This window comes from Vicinamibacteria bacterium, assembly GCA_035620555.1.
Lineage (GTDB): Bacteria > Acidobacteriota > Vicinamibacteria > Marinacidobacterales > SMYC01 > DASPGQ01.
In genome coordinates this window covers 1-8,282 of sequence record DASPGQ010000570.1, presented here as the reverse complement: position 1 = coordinate 8,282, position 8,282 = coordinate 1, and the positions used below count along the sequence as shown (strand labels likewise).

Below are 8,282 nucleotides of genomic sequence, written 5' to 3'. Positions count from 1 at the left end.
ACCGTCGAGAAAGTGTCCGCCGGGATTCGAAAGCTCCATCTCGCTGAATGCCGCGGGCACGTAGAGCTCGACGCCCGTGGTGGGGAACGCGAACCCCGGTGGAAGGACTCCGACGACAGCGTGCGAGCGCCCGTTGAGCTGAAGATGCCGGCGGAGGATGTTCGGGTCCATGCCGAACCTCCGCTGCCACGCGGCATGGGTCATGAGGACCACAGCATCCGCTCCCTCCTGATCCTCCGTTGGGGCGAAGTTGCGTCCGAGGATCGGCTCGATTCCGAGCACGGGAAGGAGGTTAGCCGAGATCCGCGCTCCGGAAATGCGCTCCGGTGCGTCCTCACCGAGAAAGTTCAGGTGGGTCTCGACGGCGACGGCAACGCCTTCGAGAGCGCGCGACTCATCCCGAAGCCGGAGAAACTCGGGCGCGGACAGGGCCAAAAGCTCCCCGTCCCGGCTTGCTCCGATATACAAGAGCGCCTCCGGGTTTTCGTACGGGAGCGGCCTCAACGCGACGGCGTTCACCACACTGAAGATCGCGGTGTTCGCGCCGATTCCGAGAGCGAGCATCGCTGCGGCGAGAACGGTGAACGCCGGCTTACGCCCGAGAGAGCGAAGCGCGAAAGATAGGTCCTGTCGAAGCTGGTCCATAACCAGGCCTTAAGCAAGCCGTATGCCACGTGCATCCCGCGGGCCTGGCTGATTTTCCTGCGATCGGCTGTCGCACCTGTCCGCCAGCGGTCAGCCGGAGGCAGCTTTCTGTGCGACTTCGCTCGCCTCGCTGGGCGCCGTGAACGCCACGATATAATCTCCATACCTGTGGATTCGACTGCGCTCGCGGTTCTCACGAGCGGGGGGGATGCCCCCGGAATGAACGCCGCGCTCCGGAGCGTGGTGCGCATGGCGGCCTACCGAAGCTTCGACGTCGTCGGGTTTCGGAGGGGCTTCACCGGCCTGCTCCAGGAAGACGCCGTCGCACTCTTGCCCCGAGGCGTGGCCAACGTTCTCCAGCGCGGGGGCACGATATTGAAAACCGATCGGTGCGCCGAGTTTCTCGAACCCGCGGGACGAGAGCGCGCTCGCCGAGTCCTGGAAGCCCGGGGAATCTCGGCGCTCATCATCATCGGGGGCGACGGCAGTTTTCGCGGTGCGCACGCGCTCGGACAGATCTGGCCGGGACGCATCATTGGCGTTCCCGCCACGATCGACAACGATATCTGGGGAACGGACGAGACGATCGGCTTCGACACCGCTCTCAACACCGCCCTCGAGGCCATCGACCGGATCCGCGACACCGCGAGCTCTCACGACCGGCTGTTCCTCGTCGAGGTCATGGGTCGGTCCTCGGGGTTCATCGCGCTCGACGTGGCTACGGCAGGTGGAGCCGAAGAGGCACTCGTGCCCGAATCGATCTCTTCGATCGACGATTGTTGCCAGCACTTGATGACCGCGCGCGCGAGCGGCAAAGCGATGAGCATCCTCATCATTGCCGAGGGACACGAGGAAGGCGACGCCTTCGAGGTCGCCCGCAAGATCGAACAGCGCACCGGGCTCGAGTCGCGCGTGACCGTCCTCGGCCACATCCAGAGAGGCGGCCGACCGACCGCGCGCGATCGCATTTTGGCCACCAAGCTCGGCGCGTTCGCCGTCGAGGCCATCGTCGAGGGGAAGAATGGCGTCATGGTGGGGGAGGTAAAGGGTGAGCTCGTGACGACGCCCCTCGAATCGACCTGGTCGAAGAAGAAGCCGTTGGATCCGTTTCTGAAAAAACTCCTTCCCATTCTGGCGAAGTGATGGCTCTTCTGGCTCTGTTGTTCGTCGTTCTCGCTCCTGTTGAGACGCCCGAGTTACGGGCAATCGAGTTCCTCGCGCGCGAGGTGCCCAAGTGGCCCCGAGAGAACGGGTGTTTTTCCTGTCACAACAACGGGGATGCGGCACGGGCGCTGATCGCGGCGAAGAGCGCGGGGCTTTCGGTGCCTGATGACTCTCTCTCCGAGACTCTCGATTGGCTCGCTCGTCCCAAGCGATGGGACGACAAGGGCGGCGGGGGAGGATTCGACGACGCCGTTCTCGCTCGCATCCAGTTCGCTTCGGCCCTGGCGAGTGCCGTCGATGCCGGGCTCATCGAGGACCGCTCGACTCTCGAGCGGGCGGCGGAGATCGTCGCATCCGATCAGGGTGTCGATGGCTCCTGGAGGCTCGATGCGAGCGCCAGCCTGGGCTCGCCCGCAACCTACGGACGGCCGCTCGCCACTGCGGTCGCGAAACGGGTTCTGGAGAAGGCTGACCGAAAGCGCCACGCCGATGCCGTTCGCCGTGCAAGTGATTGGCTGCAGAATCTGGAGGTCCAAACCGTGGTCGATGCCGCGGCGGTGTTGATCGGTGTCGACACGGCCTGTGGCAAGTGCGTCGACATCATCGGGAAAGCCCAGGCGCCCTCGGGAGGGTGGGGACCCCATCTCGTGGCTTCCCCCGAGCCGTTCGACACGGCCCTCGTCATGCTCGCACTCGAAGGCGTCGCCGGGGGCAACAACTGGATCGAAGACGGCCGACGCTTCCTGCTGGAGCGGCAGCTAGAGGACGGAAGCTGGCCCGAGACCACCCGCCCCGCGGGCCAGCAGAGCTACGCTCAATACATCTCGACCACGGGCTGGGCCACGCTAGCGCTTCTCAGTACGCGGTCACTCCGCTGACCCGCCTCGAAGTCTCGAACCGGGGCAACCGGACTGAATGTTGTTCTTGACCGCGGGAATCACGTGGTCGCGCAGGATCCTCGTGCCCATTCCAGCCCGGACGTCATGGCAAGCACGTGGGCGAGCGTCACGCGCCGGCGCTCGGCCGTATCGAGGTCAGGGTACTCGGGGAACCACTCGATCACCGGTTGCCTCCGCCAGTGCTTTGGCCTCGGGAGTGGCAAACGGAAAGTAGTCAAGAACGTCGTACTCCCACACATTGGTCGGGAAAATGACGACGAGCTCCGCCACCTCCTCATCCAAGTTCTGGAACGAGTGAGGCACCATGGGCGGGATGTTGACGATGTACGGTCCTTCCATGACAAACATCCGCTCGCCCAGGGCATAAAGGACCTTCTGCCCCTTCAGGAGCACATGGGATTCCTCGCCCATGTGGGTATGCATCGGTGGGGCGCCGCCGGGTGCCGTATAGGTGATTCCGATGGTCAGGTTTTGGTAGCCGTGCCTCTGCCCCTCCATGACGTGGACGTACTCGCCTGGCCCCGGATTGATCACATCCAGATCGCTCTTCGACAGCGCGAAATCCTTGACGTCAGTCATGGCGGGTGCTTCGAATGGTCCCGGCACCTGTCGTGTTTCTAGTACCTTGTGAGGATGATGCTGGGCGTGCAGCTGCCCTCTCGCGTCATCGACGTCAAGAATCAATTCGCCGTGCTCGATCCTCTCTCCCGCCTGCGCATCGGACGGCAAGTGGTTCACGACAGGTTCCGGCGGGGGAGTCGGCTTGCTTTCGACTTCTGTAGCGGGTGGAGCCGGACCTGGAGAGCACGCCGCCGACGCCAGCGCCAAACTGAACGCACAGATGGTCACTCGAAGTCGCTGATTCACTCCAAGCCTCCTGGTGGTGCCTCGCCGATTATCACGACTTCAAAATCAAGATTCAATCATTTCCCAGGCCCACGACCTGTGCTTAGACTCGGGCTAGGTCTCGCGCCCTCATCGCCAGCGCGACTCGCCAACTGCTCCTGATGCGTCAGCTGCGGCGGGCCAGAGGCTTACCTCCCGCGTGTTTGGCCGCTGTCATGCGAGCGGCGCGAAACGAAACGAAGGGGATGAAGGACCCATCTTTCTCATATGAACGCTCCAGCACGAACGAGAATGCGCTGTCGGTTATCTCGCAGTATTTGCCCCGTTCCAGGAAATCGCCCGCCGAATCCTTGCCCTTTCCTGTGGTCTCGACCTCCTCACCCACGCCGCGCGCATAAAGCTCGCTGAAGCCCTCGACCGCGGGCGTCATCCAGAGCATGTACCACAGGTCCCTGTCTGGTATGTACGTTCGGAACGTTGCGCCGCGGAAGTTCACGGAGCCAGACTCGTCGAGATGCCGCCATTCGTCCAGGATCGCGGTGCCGTCAAGAAACCAACCGACCTTGGCGATGGCGTGACGGCCGACTTTCGCTCCCACCGGCAGGCGGTGGAAATCGACGTTCCAGTCACCAATCATGAACTCAAACAGGGCAACATTTGCGCTCATCAGTACCCCCTCGGGAACTTGCTGTCATGGCGAAGTGCAGGTCCTGGATAACACTGGCGTCGAGTCGCGGCACGGCGAATTTCTTCTGGCGCGATCGAAGGCAGGGCTGGCCGCACCCGGCTTTCCGATGACTCTTCTTCGACGCGCAACGCGGCACTGATGAGAACGGCGATCAGATCCCTGCGTACCAAGCCCACCCCGAGCTGCATCCGATGCTGTCAGCCCGGTCGTCGTAAGAATAGATACCCACTGGGAACGTTACTACTTCTGCAAAACGAATCCATCAACGAGGACACCAAAACCTTCTGTCGCCTCGAGGCGCAGGGGGCGCACCGCCTCGTATGCAGGTGAGTTGTACCAGGCCATCGCAGCGTCGCGCGACTCGAACTTGAGGACGATCGTGCGCGGAAATGTCGTCTGCCCTTCAATCACTTGAGAATTCTCATCGAGAATCACGATCTCGGGATTGTAGGGCGCCATCGTCTCGAGTGCTCTCGGGATATACTCTTGCATCTTCTCCGCATCATGAATGCGGTTGTGAAACACGAAATACGCAGCCAAGTGTTCTCCTCCTCCCGTCGGAATCGAGTGGGTTGGGATGTTCAGGACTGAGTCTACACCGCCTTACGTGACGCATCCGCTGCTACACGGAGTTCGTTGAGCGTAGCATGTATCGGAGTCCGACAGTTGCCTGCGCGAGTCAGACGACGCGCCGCTCGGGGCGAAAGCCGCGTCCTCACAAGATGGTCACCCGGCCGCGCTAGAAAAGCGGTGCAATCATAGCTCTCCAAGCCGGTGGCGCGAGAAAACCGCACCCACCAACCCGTGTGCCACCCTCGGTACTTCGTTGCGAGAGCGTAGGTTGGGCCTGTAATCTTGCATCCGCGCTGTGTTAGTCTCGCGGTGTGACTCCGCCTGGCCAGGATCCCGAAGAAGAAGATTTTGCCCGCATGCTGGAGGAGTCTCTCCAGCCAAAGTCCTTCCGGGAAGGAGATGAGGTCACCGGGACCGTGGTCGCTCTCGGCACCGATGTCGCGTTCGTGGACGTGGGCGGCAAGGGTGAAGCGACGATGGACCTCGAGGAGCTGACCGATGCGAACGGTGAAGTCGAGGTCTCGGTCGGGGACACCGTCAAGGGAATCGTGGTCTCGAGGTCGGCGGGTCTCAAGTTGTCGCACAAGCTGGCCCGCCACGCTGCCACCCGGGAAGCGCTCCGAGAGGCCTTCGAGTCCGGTCTTCCCGTCGAGGGTCGGGTAGAGGAGGTCGTGAAAGGCGGCCTCGAGGTTCGCTTCTCCGGCCAGCGTGCCTTCTGTCCCGTTTCCCAGATCGAAACGGGATACACCGAGGATCCATCCGTCCACCTCGGCAAGGTCTACGCGTTCCGAATCGTCGAGTACAAAGAAGAAGGCAAGAACATCGTCGTGTCGCGGCGCGCTCTTCTCGAAGAAGAGGAGCAGGCGCGTGCCGAGGAGGTTCGGAAGCTGGTCGTTCCCGACGCCGTTCTTCCCGGAAGGGTCGTCTCGGTGCGCGACTACGGCGCATTTGTCGACCTCGGGGGAGGTGTGCAAGGTCTCCTTCATGTCTCGGAAATGGGCTGGTCTCGGGTGACGGACCCGACGACGGTGGTGCAGCCGGGAGACGAGATCACGGTCAAGGTTCTGCATGTGGACGAAGGCAAGGGGAAAATCTCGCTCGGACTGAAGCAGCTTCAGGCGGATCCCTGGTCGACCGTCGACAGCACCTATCGAGTCGGGCAGGTCCTGATGGGGCATGTCACACGCTTGGCCAACTTCGGTGCCTTCATCGAGGTCGCGTCGGGCATCGAGGGCCTGGCGCACGCATCGACTTTCCCGCCGACGGGGAAGACGGACGGATGGAAGGCCGGGGTCACTCCGGGCGAGCGTGTTGCGGTCGAGATATTGAGCATCGATTCCGAGCGCAAGAGGATCGGGGTCGCGGTCGTCCCCGAAGGATCGGTCAGGGCGGAGCGCGCGGAAATCATTCGGCCGGGGGCGCGTCTCACCGGGAAGGTAGAGCGCCACGAGAGCTACGGCGTTTTCGTGTACCTCGGGCCGGGTAGCACCGGACTCATACCGCTAGAGGAGATCGGTTTTGACCGAGACCGCGACCTTCGAAAAGTGTTCCCCGTGGGAAGCGACCTGGAGGTCATGGTGGTGGAGGTGGATCCCGCCGGCCACCGCATCCGGCTGAGTCGCAAAGCGCTCATCGAAGCGAAGGAAAAACAGGAGGCTCGCGATTACGCGGCTCGGCAGGACGAGGACCAGGCCCGCAGCGGCGGGTTCGGCTCTCTGGCGGACAGTCTTCGCCGGGCCATCGAGAAGAGCGGCGAGTGAAGGGGCTCGACGCTCGTCAGCCTGCTAGAGCGCGAATCGGTAGCTGACCTTCACCAGTAAGACGTTATACGGAGCGATGCGGTAGAGCTCGCCGAGACCTTCGCCGAGAGAATAACCACCCGCCGCTTCGTCGCCCGTGCGATCCTGGGACCAGACGACGTATAGCGTGGAGCCGGGCGTGTACTCCCAACGGAGCACCAGATTCGAGCGGAGCTGGAGGAAATCGAAATCCGGGTTTTCGAACCGATAAAGGTTCGCTCCGTCCGGCCCTTCATCGACCACGTACTCGTTGCTCGAGGCGTCGAAGGACAGCTCGGTCGGATCGTAGACATCGAAGCGGTCGTCGAAGCCTGACGCCTGCGGAGTGGTGATTCGCTTGAAGTCCTGATATCCGCCGCTCGAAAGAAAAGGCTGGCCGTAGTATTGAATCGAGAGATCGGGAGTGACGCTGTAGCTCAGCCTCACGGTCAGGGCGAACGTGGACTGATCGATGCTTCCGAATACGTACCGGTCACCGTCGTTGGCATCGACCGTCTCCACGTACTGGAGCGTACGGCGTCGACGGCTCCAGTTGGGCTCGAAAGAGATCGAGGCCGCACTCACCGGCCGTAGCGTGATGCCCGACCAGATCTCGGTCATCCTCTGCCAATCGTTGTCGCCCCAGAAATTCCAGCTTCCGACGTAGAGGCCGATTCGCCTCCGGCTATCGGAACGGACGTTGAACCAATTACCCCAGCCGCCGGGGAGCCGGAGCGACGGCCCGCCTCTCAGCTCGTGGTTCGATATCGACTCACCGTCACGACTGAGCCCCAACCCGAGGAACCAGTAGTTGCGGAAATGCAGTTGCGCGTTCACGTTGCCGCCATCGAATAGGTTCGTGCCACCGAAATCCCAGCCGCGCCACTGGTTGACGTTGATATTGAGGCTGCGGAAGATCGAGAAAGGCTCCCAGATTCGCCACCCCACGAAGGACCACTGCATGATCTGGTCGGCAGTCCGGAGAAATCCGACGTCGTTCAGCTCGAGTCCCGGGGAGCGAAACGTGGTTCCGGCAGAGAAGCGGAGGTGTCCGCCTCCTTCTTTCCCCACGTCAAAGGTCCCTCCGTATCCCGATAACGACGTTCGGAGAGGATCGACGCTCAGATAGTCGGCGTCGGGTCGCTGGTAGTAGCGCTGAGGAGATTCCTGGGTTGCGAGAATCGTTGCCGGATCGCCCCGTACCTCGCTGAAGACCGCCTTGGCGTTCAAGTAATAAGTCCGATCGCTCCAGTTGTGGCGGAAATCGAGACCGCCGGTGTAGGCGGATCGATGCAATTCGGAGAGATCGGCACTTTCCCCTTCGCGGGTGGTCGCGGTGAACATCCCGCCCAGAATGGTGTTCCCTTTGTCGATGTCTTTCTGGACCCGGGCAAGGAGATAGTTGCTGAGCGGCTCGATGACTTCCTGCCGCTGTACGCCCAGAGTATCGATTGTCGCGTACTCGTCCGCGGTCACGGCGTCCAGCATCCCCACGGACCAGCCGTCGTGCGTCTTTCCCGTGAGCTTGGCAGCTCCAATGATCGTCGTGCTCCTCGGCGCCGACTCGTATTCGTCGTCCCCGAGATCGATCGAACGTTGAGGGGCGCGTCCGATGCGGCGCGAGTAGAAGAGATTGTCCTGGGCGAAGTCGCCGTCTCCACCCATCAGAGAGAAAGAGAGGATATTGGC

Annotated in this window: 8 protein-coding genes; 3 read left to right on the top strand and 5 right to left on the bottom strand. The window is 62.3% G+C overall.

The features are described 5' to 3' along the window. On the bottom strand, nt 1–645 hold a 645-nt coding region (locus VEK15_23085; GenBank protein HXV63604.1), incomplete at its 3' end, for an ABC transporter permease. 168 nt (nt 646–813) lie between these two features. On the opposite strand from VEK15_23085, the gene pfkA reads away from it, so the two are divergent. Both pfkA and VEK15_23075 read left to right on the top strand, forming a co-directional pair. Then, nucleotides 814–1,788: a 6-phosphofructokinase gene (gene pfkA, locus VEK15_23080; protein ID HXV63603.1), complete on the top strand. Its 975-nt coding sequence runs from the start codon at nt 814–816 to the stop codon at nt 1,786–1,788. Next, on the top strand, nt 1,788–2,687 hold the full coding sequence (locus VEK15_23075) for a prenyltransferase/squalene oxidase repeat-containing protein (protein ID HXV63602.1): 900 nt from the start codon (nt 1,788–1,790) through the stop codon (nt 2,685–2,687). The genes pfkA and VEK15_23075 overlap by 1 nt, the downstream gene beginning before the upstream one ends. Nucleotides 2,688–2,843: 156 nt before the next feature. On the opposite strand, the gene VEK15_23070 is transcribed toward VEK15_23075, so the two are convergent. From VEK15_23070 to VEK15_23060, 3 genes are all read right to left on the bottom strand, one after another. Continuing rightward, nucleotides 2,844–3,287 (bottom strand): cupin domain-containing protein, encoded by a 444-nt coding sequence (locus VEK15_23070; GenBank protein ID HXV63601.1) that lies wholly within the window; start codon nt 3,285–3,287, stop codon nt 2,844–2,846. 433 nt (nt 3,288–3,720) lie between these two features. Next, nucleotides 3,721–4,221 (bottom strand): hypothetical protein, encoded by a 501-nt coding sequence (locus VEK15_23065; protein ID HXV63600.1) that lies wholly within the window; start codon nt 4,219–4,221, stop codon nt 3,721–3,723. Between the two features lie 261 nt (nt 4,222–4,482). Continuing rightward, nucleotides 4,483–4,782 (bottom strand): DUF1330 domain-containing protein, encoded by a 300-nt coding sequence (locus VEK15_23060; protein HXV63599.1) that lies wholly within the window; start codon nt 4,780–4,782, stop codon nt 4,483–4,485. A gap of 389 nt (nt 4,783–5,171) precedes the next feature. On the opposite strand from VEK15_23060, the gene VEK15_23055 reads away from it, so the two are divergent. Beyond that, nucleotides 5,172–6,575 (top strand): S1 RNA-binding domain-containing protein, encoded by a 1,404-nt coding sequence (locus VEK15_23055; protein HXV63598.1) that lies wholly within the window; start codon nt 5,172–5,174, stop codon nt 6,573–6,575. Nucleotides 6,576–6,599: 24 nt separating this feature from the next. Here the strand turns inward: VEK15_23055 and VEK15_23050 are convergent. Next, a partial coding sequence (locus VEK15_23050) for a DUF5916 domain-containing protein (GenBank protein HXV63597.1) occupies nt 6,600–8,282 on the bottom strand: 1,683 nt, incomplete at its 5' end.